Raw genomic sequence first — 18,913 nt, forward strand, 5'->3', positions numbered from 1 at the left:
TTTCAGTCGCGCGGCAGCCAGTCGCGCACGATGGCGGCAATACGCTCGGCGGCACGGCCGTCCCAGAAATGCGGTACGCGGCCGGCCTTGCCGCCGCCCGTCATGACTTCCTCGTAGGCGGCCAGGATGCGGGCCGGCTCATTGCCGGCGATGGTGTTGGTGCCCTCGATCACCGTGATGGGCCGTTCGGTGTTGTGGCGCAGCGTGATGCAAGGCGTGCCCAGCGCGGTCGTCTCCTCCTGGATGCCACCCGAATCGGTCAGCACGACTCTGGCATCCTTCATCAGGCCCAGCATCTCCAGGTAGCCCTGCGGCGGCAGCAGCAGCATCTGCGGCCGGTCCAGCAGGTGCGCCAGGCCGAAGCGCTCGATCGTCGCACGGGTGCGCGGGTGCAGCGGGAAGATCACGGGCGTGCGCTGGGCGATCTGCGCGGCCGTTTCCAGCAGCCGTTGCAGCACGGCGGCATCGTCGACATTGGACGGACGATGCAAGGTCAGCACCGCGTAGCCGTTGTCGGCAAAGCCCGTGCGGCCCGCGTCCGCGGCGATCTGCGCGACAGGCACGGCGTGCGGCAGGTTCAGGCGCAGCGTGTCGATCATGACGTTGCCGACAAAGTGGATCCGTTCGTCCGCGATGCCTTCCTTCAGCAGGTTGGCGCGGCCGCTCTCCTCGGTGGTGAACAGCAGGTCGGACAGCTGGTCCGTCAGCACGCGGTTGATCTCCTCCGGCATGGCGCGGTCGAAGCTGCGCAGGCCCGCCTCCACGTGGATGACGGGCACGCCCTTCTTGGCCGCGACCAGCGCGCAGGCGATCGTCGAGTTGACGTCGCCGACGACCAGCACGGCGGCTGGCGCCACGTCGTCCAGCGCCGGCTCGAAGCGGCGCATCACCTCGGCCGTCTGCTGCGCATGGCTGCCGCTGCCCACTTCCAGGTTGATGTCCGGGTCGGGAATGCCCAGTGCCTGGAAATACTGGTGGTTCATCGCCACGTCGTAATGCTGGCCGGTGTGGACCAGCTTGGGCTCGATGCGCGGGCCCAGCGCCGACAGCGCGGCCATGATGGGCGCCATCTTCATGAAATTGGGCCGTGCGCCGACGACGCACAGGATACGGTGAACCTTGTTGTCTGGCTGGGTCATGGTCATTCGTGGCTGTCGATGGATGAAGTGGCGTGGGTCGCGGGCGTGCGCACGATTTTCTTGAGGATCGACAGGACGGAACCCATCGATTTTTCCAGCCGCAGCATGCGCTCGTCCAGCACGGACGGGTACTGGTTGCCGAACACGGCATGCTCGGCATCGATGCCGTCGTCGCCGGCCACGAACGGCAGCGCCGTCGCGGCGGCGGGCGGTGCCTGGAATTCCTGGTCGATGTCGCGGATGACGGTCTCGATGTCGGCCTCCGTGAAGGCATGCATCTCTTCCAGGAAGCCCATCAGCAAGAGGCGGTCGCACAGGTGGTTGGTCTTGCGCGGAATGCCGCCCGTGAACTGGTAAATCGCCGCGTGGGCGCCCGGCGCGAAGGAAGGATCGCCCTTCCAGCCGACCGTCAGCAGGCGGTGCTCGATGTAGGCCTGGGTTTCCAGCGCATCCATCGGGCCCAGGTGGTAGGTGGCGATGACGCGCTGGCGCAACTGCTGCATGCCGGGGCTGTGCAGCGTGGTGCGAAACTCGGGCTGCCCCAACAGGAAGGTCTGCAACAGCGATTTCTCGTCGGTCTGGAAGTTGGACAGCATGCGCAATTCTTCCACCACGCGGGGCGTCAGGTTCTGCGCTTCGTCAACGACCAGCAGTGCTCGCTTGCCCTGCTGGTCGCACGTGCGCAGGAAAGCCTCCAGCCGGGCCAGCAACGTGGTCTTGCTGGCGCTCTCCTCGAACGGCAGGCCGAAGCCGGCCACGACGCTGCGCAGGATGTCGTCGCAATCCACGTGCGTGTTGACGATATGGGCCGCGACGATGCGCTCCGGCTGCAACTGGCGCAGCAGGTGGCGCACCAGCGTCGTCTTGCCGGCGCCGATCTCGCCCGTGATGACGATGAACCCCTCGCCTTGCGACAGGCCATACTCGAGGTAGGCCATGGCGCGCTTGTGACCCTTGCTGCCAAAGAAGAAATGCGGGTCGGGGCGCAGTCGGAAGGGCTTGTCGCTCAGCCCGTAGTAAGTCTCATACATGGGACGTTCCGCTTAAAACTTCATCGAAAGAGAGGCCGCCACGGCGTTCTCGGTATATGAGCTGCCTTCCAGCGCCAGCCCGCCATGGTTGCGGCGCACTTCCATGGACCCGGACAGGTTGGGCTGGAAAGTGCGCGACACGGCGGCGCGCAACTGCCGGTTGGTCTCGCCCAGGCCCAGCTTGTCGGACTCCGTTTTGGTGACGGTGGCCGACAGGCTTGCGCTGGTGCGCCCATTGAGGCGATAGTCCACCATCAGGGCGCCGCCCGTCTGGCTGGTGTTGTCGTTCAGGTTCTGCTGGCTGCTGCCCAGGAGCGAGCTGTCGTATTGCAGCAGCGACAGCGCCTCGCGCTTCGTGCGGAACAGCGTCACCAGCGCCGTCGTGCGTGCCGAGCGCCAGGCCATCGACGCGTTCAACTGGCGCTGCAGGATGTAGCGGTTGCTGAAGTAATTGACGCTGTCCGGCAGCGAGCGGGGCAGGTTGAACGCGCGGATGTAGGCCTCCACCGCCAGCGCGCGGATTGCCGCATCCGGATAGCTGGTGCGGAACAGCGCATTGAGCATGTCGGCCGTGTTGACGGCCGACGGCAGCAGGAAATTCTCCCGGCTCGTCGTCACGTTGTCGCTGTAGCCGATGTTCCATACCGTATGGCGGCTGCGGTGGGTAGCGGCGAGGAAGTAACTGTTGCCGTAATAGCGCTTGCCGGCCGACATCTGCAGGCTCGTGCGCGTGCTGGGATTCCAAGAAAAGCCGCCGGACCATGACGCACCCTGCGTGCCGCCGCCCATGCCGGCGTAGTCGAACTTGTCGTAGCCGCCCGTGCCCGTCAGGCTGAACGTGGGCGTCACGATATAGCGCAGCGAAGCCAGGGCCATGCTGCTGTTGCTGCCCGGCGCGATGCTGTCCTGCAGATGCTGGCGGCGCAGGGTCAGGCCCCAGCCGACGGTACGGAACGCGCGGCCGCTCGACAGGTTGAGGCTTGCCGTGTCGGACGTACTGCGGCCGTAGCCGGAGTTTTCGCTGTCGACCATGTCGTGCGCATAACGCAGCTCGGCCGACGCGGTGGACCCGAAACGGTGCACGAGGTAGGGCGACACCTGGTACGTGCGCACCTCGCTCCGGTTGGTGCTGCTGTACTCGCTGCCGCTGGCGACCGGTCCGAACGCGGAGACGGGCTGCTGCGAAATGCCGGCCTGGGCGTCGAAAAACAGCAGGTCGTCGATCAGCTTGCCCTTGGCCGTGGCACTCAGCGCGCTGGTCAGGCGGTCGGTGCCGGCCACCCGGCCGTCCGAGTATTCGTGGATGTTCAGGCGGTATGCCGCCGACACCTGCAGGCGTGGCGTCCGGTTCGTCACCGCGATGCCGGGCGTGATGGACGTGATGAACTGGCTGTCCTTCTGGCCGTCGCGGCGCAGGCTGACGTTGTCGGACCAGGATTCCCGCAGCTCGACCGTGGGCGAGACCTGCCAGGCTGCCCTGGCGCCGGGTGCCAGCAGCAGTGCCGCCACCGCCGGGCCGAGCAACGGCAACGCGGCGGTCGTGGCACGGCGCTGGCGACGCCGCTCAGCCATAGTGGTAGTCGTACTTGTTGCTGCTGCCCAGCTCGCGCGACTTGTTGTAGATCAGGTTGACGTTGCTGCACCCGTCCAGCTGGCGCATCGCTTCCTTGACGGCATGCTGCGTCGTCTTTTCCGACTCCACCACCACGACGATCTGCCCCATATGGCTGGCCAGCACGCGCGACTCGCTCGTCAGGAGCAGCGGCGGCGAATCGAAGATGACGATGCGGTCCGGGTAGCGATTGGCGATCTCGTGCACCAGCGTCGTCATGGCATGGCTGGCCAGCAGTTCCGTCGCGCGCGGGTTCGACGTGCCGGCCGGCAGGATCGACAGCGTGTTGACGTTGGTGCGCAGCATGACCTCGGACATGTCCAGGTGCTCGTCCAGCAGGATATCCATCAGGCCCCGTTGCGACGGCAGCCCCAGCGTGCGCAGCACGGACGGGCGCGCCACGTCCGCGTCGACCAGCAGCACCGTGTGATCCAGCTCCATCGCGATGCTCATGGCAAGGTTGATCGAGCAGAACGTCTTGCCTTCGCCCGGCAGCGAACTGGTGATCATGATCAGGTTGCCCGGATTGGCGCCCGCCTTGCGAGGACCGAACGCGCGCTTGATCAACGGCCGCTTGATGATGCGGAAATCTTCCACCAGGCTGGTGCGCCCGCCCGCCGCCGTGACAAGGCCCGCCTCGCTCATGCGCGCCAGGTCCAGCTCCACGCTGCGGGTGCGGCGTGCGGGCTGCGCCGGCTCGACCGGCGCCTGCACGGCGGGCGCCGGTGCGGCCAGTTGCGGCGGCGCTTCCGTCACGGGCGCGGCGGCAGGTTCCACTTCGACGGCCACGTCGCCATCCTGCGCCACCGGCGTGAAGGCGGCGGCGGGTTGCTGGGCCATGCGGCTGGCCGCTTTTTCAATGATGCTCACGATTCCCTCACCTTTCCCTGGCTCACGCTTGCCGGAACACGGTCAGCGCCAGCACGCCGCCATAGGCGGTAAACAGCGATGCGACCGCCACGCCAAAGGCATACAGCCGGCGCCGGCGCCGCACCTTCTGCTGTTCCGTCCAGTTCATGCCGATGCTGCCCAGGATCGGCAGGCCCGTCGTCTCGCGCAGGCTGTGCTGGCTGAGGAACGTGGGACGGATCTGGCTCAGCAGCAGTGCCGTACCCAGCCCGGCCACCATGGCGACGACCAGCACCAGCGAATACAGGCGCGGGCGGTCCGGGCCGGCCGGCGTGCTCGGCACGGCAGGCGGATCGATGACGCGGAAGGTCAGCATATCGGTGGCCGTCGACAGGTCGCCGGACAGCTTGGCCGACTCGCGCCGCTGCACCAGCTTTTCGTAGTTGTCCTTGTTGACCGCATAGTCGCGGTTCAGCTGGGCCAGCTGGGCTTCCACTTCGGGCGCCTGGTTGCTGAGCGAGCGCATGGCCGCCAGCCGGCCGCTGTACTCGCCCACGCGCGCCTTCAGCGACGCGATACGCGCCTCTTCCACCGACAGCTGCACGTTCATCTGCTGCAGCATCGGGCTGTAGTTGGCACCCGGGTCGCTGCTGCGGTTTTTCTTTGCCTCTTCCTTCTTGCGCGCTTCCAGCTGGCCGATCAGGCGCTTGGCGGAGACGATGTCGGGATGCTCTTCGGTATATTGCAGGCGCAGCTGGTCGAGCTGCTTCTGGATCGTGCTGATGCGGCCATCGATTTCGGGATTGACGATCGCCTTTTCCGCCGTTTCCGTGACGGGCGCCATGTCCTCGCCGGCGATTTGCCGCTTGATGGCGTTGCGGGCTTGTTCCGCCTCCAGCAGCTCCAGCCGGGCCGCGTTCAACTTCTCGTTCAGCTCGCCATACGCCGACGTGTAATCGCTGCCCTGGCGCGGCAGCATGCCCATATGACGGATCTTGAAGTCCTTCAGCGCGTTCTCGCCGGCCGCCAGCTTCTCCTCGTACATGCGGATCTGGTCGTCGATGAACTGGACGGCCTTTTCGGAATCCTGCTTCTTGCCGCCGAAGCTGCCCTCGACAAAGATCGTCAGCAGGGACTGCACGATATCCTTGCCCAGTTTCGGGTTCGGATTGCTGTAGGAAATGGTGTAGATATCGTCACGCTCGGTGCCGATGACCTTGATGTCCTTCATCAGGTCGTCGACGAGCTTTTCGTGTTCCTTGACGGAACGGGTCTTGATGTCGAGATCGACCATGCGGATCAGGCGCTCGACGTTGGGCCGGCTGATCAAGGTGCGGCGCATGAAGGTGACCTGCTGCTCCGTGTTGGGCAACGTGGTCATGCTCGACAGCAGCGGTTTCAGAATACTTTGGGTATCGACATACACCCGCGCCGACGCCTGGTAATCGTTGGGCAGGCGGTAGACGACAAACCAACCTGCGGTCGCTACCAGCCAGCTGATTGCCACTGCATACCAGCGGTACTTCCCTATTGCCTTGAGGAAGGTCAAGAGCAATGCCATCAGTTCTGCCATCTTGTAAACTCGCCGTTAGGTAAGCTCTTCAGGACGTGAAGCGGACGACAGAAGCCGGCCTGAATATTGCTTAAAATGCATCAAACGCAACTATCATACAGTAGAACCCGTTGCTGGTTGATATTAATTTTTTGTTTCTGTTGCAGACACGCCCACGTTACAAAGTTGTGACAGACAGTATTGAAAATTTCCAAATACGAACATGTCGGAAGGCCGTTTTCATAGGGCGCCGATCTGCTATCCTGAACCGATGAGACCACTCTTCCGTATGCGCCGCGTGCTGTGTCTTGCCGTCGTGGCGAACCTGGCGGCAACGCCCGCGAGTGCCGCGCTGCCGGAGACGATCGCCGCCGTCAAGCCGTCCGTGGTGGGCATCGGCACGATGCTGCGCACGCGCAGCCCGGCCATCGTGTTTGTCGCCACCGGGTTCGCGGTCGGCGACGGTCTCAGCATCATCACCAATGCCCACGCACTGCCGGACCTGGACGTGGCCGGCATGGAAGCGCTGGGCATCGTCGTTGGCCGCGGCGACCGTTTCGATTTTCGCCCCGCGGCCGTCGCGGCGGTGGACCGCGAACACGACATTGCCCACTTGCGCCTGTCCGGCACCCCACTGCCCCCGCTGCGGCTGGACACGGATGACAGCGCGGCCGAAGGCCAGGCCCTGGCCTTCACCGGCTTCCCCCTGGGCATGGCGCTGGGCCTGACACCCGTCACGCATCGCGCGATGCTGTCGGCCGTGACGCCTGTCGTGTTGCCATCGCTAAGCGCACGGCGGCTCGACGCCCGCGCCATCGCGCAGCTGCAGCGGCGGCCATTCCCCATCTTCCAGCTGGACGGCACGGCCTACCCGGGCAACAGTGGCAGCCCTGTCTACGATCCGGACAGCGGTGTCGTCCACGGCGTGCTCAACATGACACTGCTGAAGGCGCAGAAGGAAAACGGCCTCAGTACCCCCAGCGGCATATCGTATGCCATCCCTGCCCGCTATGTACGGCAGCTGTTGCTACAAAGTCCCATTACAAAATAAACACCATTACGGCGTTGCGACGTGTTGCAAGTCGTATAAAATATTCAAGCTAACAATTACACAACAATAAGGTGACGCGGGAAACCGTCGTGGCCACGTAGTGCCGTCCTGATCTGGAGAGTTTCGTGAATCGAATGCACACGCTGGTCAAACGGCTCGCGCTTGGCGCGGCCATGCTGGGCGCCCTCGCCCTGTCCGGTTGCGCCTCGGCGCCGCCCCGCTGGTCGATGCCGGCCCCCCGCCGGCGTCGAACTACCTGATCGGACCGGGCGACAACGTCAACATCATCGTGTGGCGCAATCCGGAAGTGTCGCAAAGCGTGCCGGTGCGGCCGGACGGCAAGATCACGACGCCATTGGTCGAGGACCTCGAGGCAGCCGGCAAGACGCCGACGGCGCTGGCGCGCGACATCGAAGTCGCATTGGCGAAGTTTATCCAGCAACCCGTCGTCACCGTCATCGTCACGGGCTTCACGGGCATCTACAGCGAGCAGATTCGCGTGATCGGCCAGGCCGCACGTCCGCAGGCGTTGCCATACCGCCGCGGCATGTCCCTGATGGACGTGCTGATTGCCGTCGGCGGCGTCACGGAATTCGCGGCTGGAAACAAGGCGACGGTGATCCGCACCGTGGAGGGCAAGCAGCAGCAGTTCCGCGTGCGCCTGAACGATCTCATCAAGGAAGGCGACATCTCGGCCAACGTGGCAATGCGGCCGGGTGACGTGCTGGTCGTGCCGGAAAGTTTCTTCTAAGTGCTGTCGAAATTTCTTACATCGTCTGCGCGGGATCAATGCTTGCGCGCTCGACAGCTTTACTTGCTTGAGATAAGTCATTGATTTATAAAGTCAGCACCGGGTATGGCGGATACAGGTACAGGAATTGCTTATACATGTGGCAGATTCCATGAAGGAAGCGCCATCCTTCGCTCACTTTTAAGGAACCCGACGTGTCCACCGAACACCAGCCTGATGCCGATACCGGGCAACCCGCCCCGGCAACCCTGACGCCCCGCGGCGCAGCGCGGCGCCGCTTTACCCGCGCTGGCGTGGCTGCTTCCGGCGTCCTGCTGACGCTGCAGAGTCAGCCCGGGATGGCGGCCGAGGTCTGCACGACGCCGTCCGGCTACCTGTCCGGCGGCCTGCAGAGCTTCCGCGGGCCAAAGCCCGTCTGTGCCGGACGCAATTCGCGTTACTGGGCCAGCCACAACTGGCCAGCCGGCTGCAGCAAGGAAGCCTCCTTCACCAGGGTGTTCGCGTGCGATTCGAGCACGACGAGAACCTATGGCAGCTCGACCCAGCTGGCCATCATCCAGGGCAAATCGTGGGACACGAACGGCATCGGCCGCCTGCTGATGGCGTGCTACCTGAACGTGCGCGCCGGCATCTCGACGTTCCAGACGGTACCGATGCTGCAGAAGATCTGGTCCGAATACCAGAGCAAGGGGTACTACACGCCAACCGCCGGCGTGCGCTGGAACGGCGCGCAGATCGCCAACTACTTGCAGCGTTCGATGGAGTGATATGCAGTTGCAGTGGCGTATCGTTCCGGGCCAGACGCTGCTGCATCGCGGCTGGGACGACGCGTGCGTGCTGTACAACGACCTGTCGGGCGACACCCACCTGCTGACGGGAGAGGCGATGCAGTTGCTGCTGGCCTTGCGCGACGGCGACGTCGATCCGGAGGAACTGGCCGCGCCCGAGCTGGCCACCGTCCTCGATACCCTGGCAGGGCTGGACCTGATCGAGCCATGCTGACGGTCGGCCAATTGTCCCGCGCCGAGCTGGGCCGGCGCCTGGCCGGTGCCGGCATCCGCCTGGGCACGGGCCGTTTCACGACCAGCCTGCGCTCGGCCATTCCCAGCGTCGCCGACGGCATCGGCCTGCTGTACGCGGATTATCCTTTGCGGCCCGACGATGGCTTTGCCGACTTCCACCTGCAACTGACACGCCCGCGCAACCTGCGCCGCTGGCTGGGCCCGCAAGTCACCCTGCTGTACGACGGCCGTTCGCTGTTCAAGCCGCTGCCGCTGGACCAGGCTTTTCCCATGTTCGAGTGGGGCCTGAACTGGTGCGTGTCCAGCCGCGCCAACCGCTACCTGATCGTGCACGCCGCCGTGATCGAAAAGCACGGCCGCGCCGCGATCCTGCCGGCCCCGCCCGGCTCCGGCAAGAGCACGCTGTGCGCCGCACTGGTCGGCCGCGGCGGCTGGCGCCTGCTGTCCGACGAGCTGACCCTGCTGCGCCTGGACGACGGCGCGATCGTGCCGCTGCCCCGCCCCGTCAGCCTGAAAAACGGCGCCATCGACGTCATCCGTGACTATGTACCGGGCAGCGTGATGAGCCGCCCCGTCACCGATACCGTCAAGGGCACAGTCGCGCACGTCAAGGCACCCAGCGCCAGCGTGGCGCGTGCCGCCGAAGTGGCGCGACCGGGCTGGATCGTGTTCCCCCGTTACGTGCCGGCCGCGGCCTTGCAGTCGGAACCGCTGGCGCGTGCCGACACCTTCATGCAACTGGCCGGCAACTGCTTCAATTACAGCCTGCTGGGCGCCGAAGGGTTTACGGCGCTGGCCGACCTGGTCGATGCCAGCGCCGGATTCCGGTTCACGTACAGCGTGCTGGACGAGGCGCTGGCATTTTTCGACCACCTGGCGGCGGGCTGAATGGCACCGCTGGCGCCGCTGTTGCTGCACGCCTTGCGGGCACCCGCCGACACCGTCGCGCTGGCCGACGCCGACTGGGACCTGCTGCTGCGCCAGGCCGGTGCCGCCAACCTGCTCGCAACGCTCGGCTATATCCTGGCAGAGCACGGCGTGCTGGACCGCATCCCAGTGCCGGCGCGCGATCAGTTGGCTTGGGCGCAGGTGCTGGCACGCCGGCATCGCCAGGCGGTGCGCTGGGAGATCCGCCTGATCCGGCTCGCCTTGCGCGAGCTGGGCCTGCCGACCATCCTGCTCAAGGGTGCCGCGTACTGCGCGGCCGGCCTGCCGCCGGCGCAAGGCCGGCTGTTTTCCGACATCGACATCCTGGTGCCGGAAACGCACCTGGCCGAAGCGGAAGCCGCGCTGATGCTGGCCGGCTGGGCCGGTACCCACCACGATGCCTACGACCAGCGCTATTATCGCGAATGGATGCACGAGCTGCCGCCGATGCAGCATACGCGGCGCGAGTCGATGATCGACGTCCATCACGCCATCCTGCCGCGCACGGCGGCGGCCCGGCCGGACTCGGCGCTGCTGCAGGCGGCCGCCGTGGCCGTCCCCGGCGAGCCGGCCTTGCGCGTGCTGGCCCCCGTCGACATGGTGCTGCACAGTGCCGTCCACCTGTTTACCGATGGCGAGTTCAACAACGGCTTGCGCGACCTTGTCGACCTGCAGCGGCTGCTGGCGCATTACGGCCAGGACGCCCGCTTCTGGGCCCGGCTGGTGCCGCGCGCGCACGAGCTGGAGCTGGCCCGTCCGCTGTTCTACGCGCTGCGCTATACGGCACTGCTGCTGGGCACGGAAGTACCGCCGGCCGTCAGCGCGGATATCGCGGCGGCCGCCCCGTCGCCGCTGCTGCTGCGCCTGATGGACGAGCTGTTCCGCCGTGCCCTGCTGCCGGTGCACGACAGCTGCGGCGACCGCTTCAGCGCCACCGCGCGCGGCCTGCTCTACTTGCGCGGCAACTGGTTGCGGATGCCGCCGTTATTGCTGGCCCGCCACCTGTTGCACAAGGCGTTTTTGTCCCCGCGCAAAGCGCGGCAGGAAGCTGCCTGAGCGGACGGAAAACGCTCGCTACAATAAATCTGCCGGGCGCCGCATCTGGCGGCTGCGGCCGATCGAAAGGTCCAAGTCATGCGTGCCCTCCTGTCCCGTCTTGCCCTGCTGTATACCGCCTTGGCCAGCCCGCCGGCATCGGCGCAGTCAGCGGCGCAATTGATCGCCGATGCCGCCCAGTACGAACACGGCGAAGGCGTGCCGCGCGACCTGGCGGAAGCGGTCACGCTGTACTGCCGGGCCGCGCGGCTGGGCGCGGCGGATGCGCACTATGCGCTGGGCTGGATGGCCGCCAACGGACGTGGCATGCCGCGCGACGATGGCACGGCCTGGCGCCTGTTTGCGCTGGCTGCCGAGCAGGGCCACGCGCAGGCACGTCACCTGCTGGCTTTGTTGCCGGAACGGCCGGACGCGACACTGCCGGCCTGCCTGGCACCGGTCCCGGCCGCCGCACCGCCGGTCCAGCCCGACATTGACCTGATCCCGCCGCCGGAGCCGGCTTATCCGGCCGCCAGCGCGCCCGTGCGCCGCCTGGTCGACCGGCTCGCGCCGCAGTATGGCGTGGACCCGCGGCTGGCGATGGCCGTCATTGCGGTCGAGTCGGGTTTTCGTCCCAAGGCAGTGTCGCCCCGCAATGCCCAGGGCCTGATGCAGCTGATCCCGGCCACGGCCCAGCGCTTTCGGGTGCGCGATGCGTTCGATCCGGAAGCCAACGTGCGCGGTGGCCTGGCCTACCTGCGCTGGCTGCTGGTGCGTTTCAACGGGGACGTACAACTGGTCGCGGCCGCCTACAACGCGGGCGAAGGTGCGGTCGAGCGCCATGGCGGCGTGCCGCCCTATCCGGAAACGCGGGTGTACGTGCAGCGCATTGCCGCCTTGTACCGGCCGGCGTGGCATGCGTTGCCGGTGGCGCTAGGGTCTGTCCCCGCAGGGGACTGACCCTCGTGTTAATCGCAGACCCATGCGACTTGTGCATTAACAACCGGGGTCAGTCCCGAAAAGACGGGACAGACCCCGAACCAGCGACTGTTCTTTGCACACCAGAAAATAGCAAGTTAGCGGCATCGGCGCTTGCAGGGACAGACCAAAAAAAATGCCCGGCAAGCCGGGCATTCTTCATCGAGCCGGTAAAGCTCAGGCCATGCGGCGACGCAGGCCGGCCAGGCCGACCAGGCCCAGGCCCACCAGCGCCAGCGAACCTGGTTCCGGTACGCGGATCGCGCGGATCGGGTCGTTGATGAAGCCCGTGAAGCACGTTGCCGGGTTACCCGGGCTACCCAGCACTTCCTCGTCCGTGCAGACGCCCGAACCTTGCGATGCGCCGTTCGTGCTCAGCGTGAACTTGCCGTCCAGGTCGTGGCCGAACAGGCCGTTCGAATCCCACTGGCTGGCAGCGGTACCGCCCGTCACGTCAGCGAAGAACTGGCCCGTGCCGGCGGCCGGCAGCGTGGCTGACGTCACCACTTGCACCAGCGTTGCCAGCGTTTCGTTGGCGCCAGGGTTGGTGCCGCCCGCCACGTTGGTGGTCTGCTTGCCGGTGCCGAATTCAACGGTCAGGTAGGCTGGGCCGAGGCCTGCCAGCAGCGAGTGCATGCTGTAGCCCGTGCGGTCGCCCACTTGCGCGTTGAAGTCGCTGGTCAGTTCCAGGATGTTGACGTTGCTGCGGTAGATGTCCAGGTGGATCTTGCCGTCGCCCACGCCGCCGGTCGCGCCGACGTTGTACAGGTCGAACGTGCCGGTCGAGTTGGCGACCAGGTTCTGGTCGGCAATACCGTAGATCATGTAGTACAGGTAGCTGCCGTCGCTGACGCCCATGTTCCACGCCTGGCCGCCGGTGCCGGTGATCTGCGAGATGCTGCCAACGCCCCAGGTGGACTCGTTCGTCCCCGCGAAGGTGTTGTTTTCGGTCGTCAAGCCTTGCAGCTTGATGTTCATGTTCCCCGTCAGCGAATCCAGCGGCGTTGCGGAAGCGCTCAGCGCCGCGAATCCGAGAGATGCTGCCAGGATCAGTTTTTTGATAGACATTGTCGATCTCCAATCGTTGAGTGGCGCTTCGTTGGTGTAGCGTCTGCCTCATTAAAGCAATCGCCGTGCCACACTTTGCGCAATCGGAAATTTCCTAGCAAAATCAACGGCCTTCCTAACCCTGCCGTCGTGCCCATGGTTTGCGCCGCCTCACGATGTAAAGTTTTCCGACACCCTGCGAAACGAGGGTATTTCCGAGAATAACTTTTCATTACAATGAAGAGAATCCGGCCATTGGAAAATACTGAACCAATGCATGGACGCCACACCTGTGGGAATTCCCTGACTGGGCACTGTAAAGAATGCCGACAAAAATCGTGGAATGCTTTATTCTAGGAAAAAATAGTCCACAAGGGAGATCCGATGGCCACGGCTTTTGATTACGACACCTTCGTCATGCGAAATGAAGGTTATATCAGCCCAGCAACCCAGGCGCGCATTCGCGATACCAGTTTGCTGATCGCGGGAAATGGGTTGGGCAGCTCGACGGCCATCTGCGCAGCGCGCATGGGCTTTCGCAAATTCGTGCTGATCGACGGCGACACCGTCGACGCGCACAACCTGAACCGCCAGTTCTTCGATTTCGACGACATCGGCACGCCCAAGGCGGAAGCGTTGAAAAAGCACATCCTGCGTATCAACCCGGAAGCGCAGGTGGAAGCGATCGTGGCCAACCTGGACAAGGCCAATGCGGCCGAGCTGGTCGGCAAGGTCGACATCATCTTCGACACGATCGATTTCCTCGACCTGGAAGCCATCCTCAGCCTGCACACGGCGGCGAAGGGACTGCAGCGCCCCATCTTCACGGCGCTGTCGATCGGCCAAGGTGCCGGCGTGCTGTACTTCCCTGCCGACGCCAGCGGCTCCCTGACGGAAATCATTGCCCACGACGTAGCGCAGGCATCCACCGAAGGCGATGCCAGCTATTCGAACGTGTTCGGCAAGATCATGGCGCGCATCGGCGCGCACCTGGACCCGCAAGTCGTGGAACAGGTGCGCCGGGCATTGACGATCATGGAAGACGGCCGGCCGTGCCCCGCCTCGCAACTGGCTGTCGGCAGCTTCACCGTGGCCGCGCTGGCCGTGTCGATGATGACGGACCTGCTGGCCGGATTACCCGTGCCGCAGTCGCCCAACATCGTCGTGCACAGCTTCCGCAACCACGTGACGAAGCTGATCGACATCAGCACGGACGCCCCGGCCTGAGTGCCGGCCTGCCGTATGCGAACCCGGTCAAACCGTTCGGCCGAACGGTTTCTCCATGAACCACGCGGCCAGCGCGGGATTGGCCTCGGTCAGCCGTTGCTCCAGGGCCCGCAGGTCCAGGAGGCACGGCGTGACTGCCCCGTAGTAATCGCTTTGGGGACCGATGGCCTGGAATGCAAAGCCCAGCCGTTGCAACGAACGGGCCAGCGAGCGCTCCATCGCCGCGTACCAGTAGCGGATGCCGCTCTGCACGCTGTGCCGGTACATCTCGCGGTACAGGCCGAACAGCAACATGGGCGAATCGCGTTCCTCGCCGCGCCGGTCGTCGCCGCTGCGCCAGTGCTCGTGGCCAGGACGGGCCGGCGGCGCATCCGTGCCGCGGCCGGGCACGCCTTGCAGCGAGTCGGCGCGGCGCCGGCGGTGGCCCTTGCGCACGACCAGCCGCGAAATCTCGGCCGACTCCTGCGCCGGCGGCAGCTGGTAGCCCTCGAAGGGATGACAGTGCCGCTGGAACGGATAACACTCGCCGTCCGTTGGCTGGACCAGCCGGACGGCGCCGACCAGGCGGTCCTCGGCGGTATAGGCCGCGAAATGCATGGCCTGGGCATCGTAGTGGTCATGCTCGAGACCTTCTCCATAGGCGTCCGGATGCAGGAACGCGCACTCGAGGCAATACACCTCGTAGCGCAGCCGCGAGATATCGGGCGGCACGCCGTTCAGGGTGCCGCCGCAATAGGTGCGGAACACCTGCGGTGCGTGGGAGAAATCGAAGCTGCTCGGGGTGGCGCTGCGGGGCTCTGGGGAGCGAACCGGCAGACGCGACAGATTTTGGGTGGCTATCATTCCTCACTCTTCAGGCGATGTGCGCCTCGAGGTCTGCTTATTTCCCCCGAGGTGCACCGATCAACGTACTGACGACCAGGGTTTTCATCTTGATCCACAGCGGAATCGGCTCGTCGTCAAACCACGCGGCCAAAAAAGGATTCTCACTGTGCAACCTGGCGCTCAGCTCATCCAGGTCGACGATATGGGGCGTAACTGGCCCGTAATAATCCGTCGCCGGCCCGATGGGCACAAACTTGAAGCCCATCCTGTCCAGGGACCGGGCCAGCGAGCGTTCCATGGCTGCATACCAGTAACGGATACCGTTACGGCGACTGTGCCGGTACATTTCCTTGTACAGGCCCAGTAGTAGCAGTGGACTGTTGCCGCGCTGCTCGCGTAAGCGCGGCGATGGCGCGGCGCTGCCTTCCTGCACGAACTCCCTGGAAACCCCTTCCATGGAATCGCCGCGGCGGCGCCGGTACGTCTTACGAACCACCAAGCGGGAAATCTCCCCAGCTTTCTCGCGAGGTGGAAAGCGAAAATCATCAAAGACCGTGCAGTGGCTTTCGAACGGGTACAGCATGTGTTCGTCAGGCCGCACGAGGCGGACAGTACCTATGATTTCGCGTTCGTCATTAAAAGCAGCAAAGTGAGCAGAGTAGCGATCGTACTCGTCTGATTCGAGTTGATCTTTGTAGCCTTCACAGTCGAGAAAGTTGCGTTCCACACAGTACACCTCGTAACGCAGGCGTTGAATCTGGCGCATCAGCTCACCTTCGTACTCGTCGGCAGGCACCTGGACAAACTGAAAATACGGAATCAGAATGTCGCGCTTGCCGAGCAGCCGGTCGGTGAGCAATCGGAGTGAGCTGGAGCGGCTGGCCGAATGCACCATGTGGGCGTTTCTTTCACGCTTTAGCGAAGACAATATTGCAGAGATTAACCTATTTCTAAGCAAAAATCTGCTAAAAAATGTTATGTCATCAAAATATCTTATTTCCTACAACAAATAAATATTTATTGAAGACAGTTTGATTTAGTTCAATATCAATTACAGCAGTTTCAATAAGGAACGAGCTTCTTCCTGTTGGGCACTGAACTTGCCTTTGGTTAAATATTCAAGTTCCTTGCGGGCGTTGGTTTTATCGCCGGCTTTTTGCAGCCCTTGGGCGAGGTGCAGGCGGATTTCGCCGGCCTCAGGGGCCAGCTTCGCCGCCTCCTGCAACAGTGGCAGGCCACGGGCGGTATTGCCTTGCTCGACCAGCATCCAGCCCAGCGTATCCATGACCATCGGATTCTTGCCGGCCAGCGCATAGGCTTTCTCTGCGGTCGGCAAGGCCCGCGCGTCCTTTTCCTGCTGGTAGGCCCAGGCCAGGTTGTTCAGCGCGACCAAGTTGTCCGGAACCTTCTTCAGTACCGCTTCCAGTTCCGTGATGGCCTGGCGATATTGCTTGGCCGCGATATGATTTTCCGCTGCGTACATGGCCGCCAGCGGCTCGTCCGGATGCTGGCGGCGCCATTCGGCCACGCGGCGGTCCGCTTCGGCCGACTTGCCACCGGCCTGCAAGGCCTTGCCCAGCTTCATCAACATGGGGGCCGTCGGCGCGATGGCAAAGGCCGCTTCGTACGGCCGTACCGCTTGCGCCGGCTTGTTCTGCTGCATCCACAGATCGCCTTCGAGCAACTGGCCGACCGGGGATTTCGGGAAGCGCTGCTGCACCTGGCGCACGGTGGCCAGGGCGGCATCGTAGTTGCCCTGGCCAGCAGCCAGCTCGGCCTGGGCCAGGTAAGCCTGCATGAAGCCAGGCTCGACGGCGATGGCCTTCTTCAGCGCCGCGCCGGCCGCGGCCGGATTTTTGCGCTGCATCTCGGCCGTGGCCAGGCGCAGCTGCGCCGCGCCCGACTTCGGTTCGACACTGACCAGCTTGCTGAACGTCTCGATGGCACCCGGCACGTCCTTATTGGCCAGCTGGGCACGGCCCTGCACGTCCAGCAGCTGCGGGTTGGCCGGATGGGCCAGCGCATGCTTGCCCAACAGGGTCAGTGCCTTCTGCGGCGTGGCAAGGTTGATGTAGTGTTCGCTCAGCTTCAGCGCGGGCGCCAGCGCGTCCGGCTGGCTCGCGACCGCCTTCTCCAGCCAGCCCGTCGCCTTGGCCCTGTCGCCTTCGGACAGCGCGATCTCGGCCAGTGCCGTCATCGCGTCGGCGTTCTTGGCGTCCTTTTGCAGGATGCTGTCGAAGCGCTGCTTCGCGGCGGCCGGGTTCTTGTCCTGCAAATCCAGCTGGGCCAGGTTGGCCGCGGCCGGGAAGTACGTGGCATCGGCAGCGAGCGCGGCGCCAAAGCTGGCGCGGGCCGCCTTGACGTCCTTCTTGCCCAGGTAGGCGCCACCCTTCAGGTTGTGCAGCACGGCCGAGTTCGGATGCGCCTTTTCCAGCAGGGCGACGCTGGCCAGCGCCTTGTCGTATTCGCCCGTGCTGGTCTGCACCCGCACCAGCGTGGACCCGGCCTCGATCGATGCGGGCGCGAGCTTCGTGGCCGTCTCCAGTTCGGCGGCCCCACCGGCGCGGTCGCCTTGCGCCAGTTTCGCCAGCCCGAGCGCCACGTGGACGGAGCCGCGTTTCGGCTCGAGCGCGATAGCCTGCTCGAAGTACTTGCTGGCCTTGGCCGGCTGCTGCTGCAGCATGGCCGCTTCCCCCGCCAGTTCCAGCACGGAGGCATCGGCCTTGCTGTCCTTCAGCGCCGGCGCCAGCACGTTTTCCGCTTCGGCCGGCTGCTGCGTTTTCAGCAGCGTGCTGACCAGCATCTTGCGCGCATACAGGTTGGCGGGACTCCATTCGACGTATTTGCGCAGGTGCTTTTCCGCCTGTTCCAGCTGGCCCAGGTTCAGCGCCACCGCACCGGACAGCAGCACGCTCGGCATGTGGTTCGGCGCCACCTGCATCACCTTCAACAGGTTGGCCTGGGCATCCTTCATCCTGTCGCGCGAGAAATCGAGCAGCGCCTGGTTGTACGCGATCAGACCGCCGTTCGCGCCGTTCTTGCGGGCGGCGTCGATGTCGGCCTGCGCCGCGTCGTACTTGCCGGCCGCGATATTGAGTTCGGCCTGTTCCAGGTGCGCCGTGCGGTGCCCCGGTTTCAGCTTGAGCACCTGCTGGTAGGCTGCCATCGCCTCCTGCGGCTTGCTTTGCGCGCGCTGCAGGTCGCCCTTCAGCTGCCACGCATTGACGTTCTTCGCATCCGCGGCGATGGCCTTGTCGACCAGTTGCTGCGCCAGCGTCCAGTCCTTCTGCATGGCGGCGTAGCGCGCCAGGCCGGCCAGCGCGTCGGCGTGGTTCGGCTGCCTGGCCAGTGCCGCATCGAAGGCGGCCTTGCCCTCGTCGCCTTTGCCCAGGCCGAGATACGCACTGCCACGCAGGGCCAGCACTTCAGGCGTTTGCGCGACCTTTTCCGTGGCGTCCAGCAGGTCCTGGTGACGGCTCTGCTGCGCCAGCGCGCGGGCCAGCACGGGCGTGGTCTTGTCGTCGGCATACTTCAGCGCGATGGCACGGCGCACTTCCTTCTCGGCCGTCAACGGGTCTTCCATGTCCAGCGACACCTGCGCGAGCAGGAAGCGCGCTTCGACATCGTCCGGGTTCTTCTCCAGCGCATTCTTGAGCTGGATGACGGCGGCCTTGTTGTCGCCCTTCTGCTGGTACTGCCTGGCCTCGGCCAGGAAGGACTCGGCCGAATCGGACTGGCAAGCGGTGAGGGAAGCGGCCAGCAACGCGGCGCCGGCGACGGCCGCGGCGGCCTTGGTCAGTCGAATGGACATGGTTCACCCGTTAAAAAATTAACAATAGGATAGTGACACGGCGTGACGTGCGGATC

At 64.8% G+C, this 18,913-nt stretch carries 17 protein-coding genes; 8 read left to right on the forward strand and 9 right to left on the reverse strand.

The window, feature by feature from the left end:
* Positions 1-2: 2 nt before the first annotated feature.
* The 5 genes from wecB to PX653_RS20455 are packed head-to-tail and all read right to left on the reverse strand — an operon-like array spanning position 3 to position 6,192.
* Positions 3-1,145, reverse strand: coding sequence for a non-hydrolyzing UDP-N-acetylglucosamine 2-epimerase (gene wecB, locus PX653_RS20435; protein WP_371876360.1), 1,143 nt, complete (start codon positions 1,143-1,145; stop codon positions 3-5).
* Positions 1,142-2,170, reverse strand: coding sequence for an XrtA/PEP-CTERM system-associated ATPase (locus PX653_RS20440; RefSeq protein WP_277414552.1), 1,029 nt, complete (start codon positions 2,168-2,170; stop codon positions 1,142-1,144). The genes wecB and PX653_RS20440 overlap by 4 nt, the downstream gene beginning before the upstream one ends.
* 12 nt (positions 2,171-2,182) lie before the next feature.
* On the reverse strand, positions 2,183-3,742 hold the full coding sequence (locus tag PX653_RS20445) for a TIGR03016 family PEP-CTERM system-associated outer membrane protein (RefSeq protein WP_277414553.1): 1,560 nt from the start codon (positions 3,740-3,742) through the stop codon (positions 2,183-2,185).
* Positions 3,735-4,652, reverse strand: coding sequence for an XrtA-associated tyrosine autokinase (locus PX653_RS20450; RefSeq protein WP_277414554.1), 918 nt, complete (start codon positions 4,650-4,652; stop codon positions 3,735-3,737). The genes PX653_RS20445 and PX653_RS20450 overlap by 8 nt, the downstream gene beginning before the upstream one ends.
* Positions 4,653-4,674: 22 nt before the next feature.
* Positions 4,675-6,192: an XrtA system polysaccharide chain length determinant gene (locus PX653_RS20455; RefSeq protein WP_307730769.1), complete on the reverse strand. Its 1,518-nt coding sequence runs from the start codon at positions 6,190-6,192 to the stop codon at positions 4,675-4,677.
* Between the two features lie 262 nt (positions 6,193-6,454).
* Between PX653_RS20455 and PX653_RS20460 the strand changes: the two genes are divergently transcribed.
* The 7 genes from PX653_RS20460 to PX653_RS20490 all read left to right on the forward strand — a co-directional run bounded on the left by PX653_RS20460 (position 6,455) and on the right by PX653_RS20490 (position 11,929).
* Entirely contained in the window at positions 6,455-7,234 is a 780-nt protein-coding gene (locus tag PX653_RS20460) for a S1 family peptidase (protein ID WP_277414556.1), read from the forward strand.
* A gap of 199 nt (positions 7,235-7,433) precedes the next feature.
* Complete coding sequence (locus PX653_RS20465; RefSeq protein ID WP_277414557.1) at positions 7,434-7,985, forward strand: XrtA/PEP-CTERM system exopolysaccharide export protein; 552 nt, start codon at positions 7,434-7,436, stop codon at positions 7,983-7,985.
* A 194-nt stretch (positions 7,986-8,179) separates the two neighbouring features.
* Positions 8,180-8,752 (forward strand): hypothetical protein, encoded by a 573-nt coding sequence (locus tag PX653_RS20470; RefSeq protein ID WP_277414558.1) that lies wholly within the window; start codon positions 8,180-8,182, stop codon positions 8,750-8,752.
* A gap of 1 nt (position 8,753) precedes the next feature.
* Positions 8,754-8,987: an HPr-rel-A system PqqD family peptide chaperone gene (locus PX653_RS20475; RefSeq protein ID WP_277414559.1), complete on the forward strand. Its 234-nt coding sequence runs from the start codon at positions 8,754-8,756 to the stop codon at positions 8,985-8,987.
* Entirely contained in the window at positions 8,981-9,895 is a 915-nt protein-coding gene (locus PX653_RS20480; protein WP_277414560.1) for an HprK-related kinase A, read from the forward strand. The genes PX653_RS20475 and PX653_RS20480 overlap by 7 nt, the downstream gene beginning before the upstream one ends.
* A complete protein-coding gene (locus tag PX653_RS20485; RefSeq protein ID WP_277414561.1) occupies positions 9,896-10,990 on the forward strand; it encodes a nucleotidyltransferase domain-containing protein in 1,095 nt (364 codons plus the stop codon). It begins immediately after the preceding gene.
* A gap of 78 nt (positions 10,991-11,068) precedes the next feature.
* A complete protein-coding gene (locus tag PX653_RS20490; RefSeq protein WP_277414562.1) occupies positions 11,069-11,929 on the forward strand; it encodes a transglycosylase SLT domain-containing protein in 861 nt (286 codons plus the stop codon).
* Positions 11,930-12,124: 195 nt separating this feature from the next.
* Here PX653_RS20490 and PX653_RS20495 read toward each other — a convergent pair whose 3' ends face one another.
* On the reverse strand, positions 12,125-13,015 hold the full coding sequence (locus tag PX653_RS20495) for a PEP-CTERM sorting domain-containing protein (protein WP_277414563.1): 891 nt from the start codon (positions 13,013-13,015) through the stop codon (positions 12,125-12,127).
* A 396-nt stretch (positions 13,016-13,411) separates the two neighbouring features.
* Between PX653_RS20495 and PX653_RS20500 the strand changes: the two genes are divergently transcribed.
* The gene (locus PX653_RS20500; protein ID WP_277418624.1) at positions 13,412-14,221 is read left to right on the forward strand and encodes a ThiF family adenylyltransferase; all 810 of its coding nucleotides are present in this window, start codon (positions 13,412-13,414) and stop codon (positions 14,219-14,221) included.
* 27 nt (positions 14,222-14,248) lie between these two features.
* On the opposite strand, the gene PX653_RS20505 is transcribed toward PX653_RS20500, so the two are convergent.
* The 3 genes from PX653_RS20505 to prsT form a co-directional block, all read right to left on the reverse strand.
* Positions 14,249-15,064 carry a PEP-CTERM/exosortase system-associated acyltransferase gene (locus PX653_RS20505; protein ID WP_277414564.1) on the reverse strand — a complete coding sequence of 272 codons (816 nt, stop codon included), beginning with the start codon at positions 15,062-15,064 and terminating at the stop codon, positions 14,249-14,251.
* 37 nt (positions 15,065-15,101) lie between these two features.
* Positions 15,102-15,941 (reverse strand): PEP-CTERM/exosortase system-associated acyltransferase, encoded by an 840-nt coding sequence (locus PX653_RS20510; RefSeq protein WP_277414565.1) that lies wholly within the window; start codon positions 15,939-15,941, stop codon positions 15,102-15,104.
* A 156-nt stretch (positions 15,942-16,097) separates the two neighbouring features.
* Positions 16,098-18,857, reverse strand: a complete 2,760-nt coding sequence (prsT, locus tag PX653_RS20515) for an XrtA/PEP-CTERM system TPR-repeat protein PrsT (protein WP_277414566.1) — start codon at positions 18,855-18,857, stop codon at positions 16,098-16,100.
* Between the last annotated feature and the right edge of the window lie 56 nt (positions 18,858-18,913).

Origin of the sequence: Pseudoduganella chitinolytica (genome assembly GCF_029028125.1) — a bacterium.
Lineage (GTDB): Bacteria > Pseudomonadota > Gammaproteobacteria > Burkholderiales > Burkholderiaceae_D > Rugamonas > Rugamonas chitinolytica.